Source organism: Flavobacterium odoriferum (assembly GCF_025499515.1).
GTDB classification, from domain to species: Bacteria; Bacteroidota; Bacteroidia; order Flavobacteriales; family Flavobacteriaceae; genus Flavobacterium; species Flavobacterium odoriferum.
Genome location: NZ_JAMKFA010000038.1, coordinates 1 through 1,521, shown reverse-complemented (window position 1 = coordinate 1,521; position 1,521 = coordinate 1). Strand labels below are relative to the sequence as shown.

At 38.3% G+C, this 1,521-nt stretch carries 1 protein-coding gene; it reads right to left on the bottom strand.

Going from position 1 to position 1,521, the window contains the following annotated elements:
• On the bottom strand, positions 1 to 1,521 hold a 1,521-nt coding region (locus tag M9Q43_RS14025), incomplete at both ends, for a T9SS type B sorting domain-containing protein (RefSeq protein ID WP_262319486.1).

The window sequence follows — 1,521 nt, the reverse complement described above, 5'->3', positions numbered from 1 at the left end:
CGCTTTAAATTGTTTTGCAGCTCCATTTTCTGTGTAGTCTAATGAAAACCAGTAGTCGGTTGATGGTAGTTGTTGACCATTGTAGGTTCCATCCCAACCATCACTGCCTGATGAAGGACTTATTTGCTTGATGAGTTTTCCATATCTATCAAAAATATACAACTTCGCATCCGCTTGATTCATCCCGATGATATTCCAAGTATCGTTATGTCCATCGCCATTTGGTGTGAAGTATTTTGGGTAATCTATTACCAATACCGTTTGGGTCATAAATGTACAACCTTCTGTATCGATTACTGTTACAGTGTGTTCACCTGCGCTTACACCTGTAAATACGTTCGACTCTTGATAAGCACCTTCGTCTAATTGATACAACAAGGTTCCTGTTCCATCAGGAACGCTTACTGTGATTGTAGCATTATTGGTAAAGGCTTCTGTAACTACTGTGCTAAATGATGTGGCTGGATTAACAAAATCTACTGTAGCAAAAACTTCTTCCGATTCACAAGTTGTGGTTGTATTGGTAACAATTACGGAATATAATCCTACTTCATCTGCTGTATATGTTGGTGCGTTTGCTCCTGCGATTAATCCTCCATTAAAATACCAATCAAAACTATATCCCGTTGCTGATAATCCTGTGTTTAAGGTATAGGTTTGATATACCTCGCCTGTAGCTTGAATAATACACAATGTACCATCTTCTAATACTGGTTTTGGTAATGGATTTACAGTTACTGTTACCGTAATTGGTGAGCCATAACATCCGTTTAATACTGGTACAACTGTGTAAACCGCAGTTCCTGTTACACTTGGAGCTTCCAATGTTTGTACTATTGCAATTCCTGAGCCATCGCTTGCCCCTGTAACATTGCTACTTACAACCGTCCACTCAAAATTAGTTCCTGTTATTGAAGCACTTAGTCCAATGTTTGTGGTTTCGCCACTACATAAAATTGTCGTTGGAATAGTACCAAAAAACTCTGGACGTGGTTTTACATCTACTTGAACTGTAACTGATGTGCCTAAACAGCCATTCAATTCGGGAGTAATCGTATAAATTACAAAACCTCCTGTGGTAGCATCTGAAGAAGTTAATACCTGATCGATGCTAGTTCCACTTCCATTGCTTGCACCTGTTACTCCTGTTGCCGAAAATGTCCAACTATAACTAACTCCTGAAATATTACTTGTAAAATCAATATGTGCTGTATCCCCTGAACATATTTCGCTTAACGTTGGAGAAGCCGTCATCTCTGGAATCGGATTAGCATAAATCGTTATCTGTTGTGGTGTTCCTGAACAACCATTTGCAAAGGGAGTAACGCTGTAAGTAACAAAACCTACATTCAAATTATTTACTAAATCTAATGTCTGAGAAATTGTACTACCACTACCACTAAATACCAATGTAGTATCTAAATTTGATGACAAAGCATTCCACGTATAAGTCGTACCTGGAATTGTACTACTCAATGTAATATTGGTTACCGATCCATCACAATAACTTGTTGATGCAGA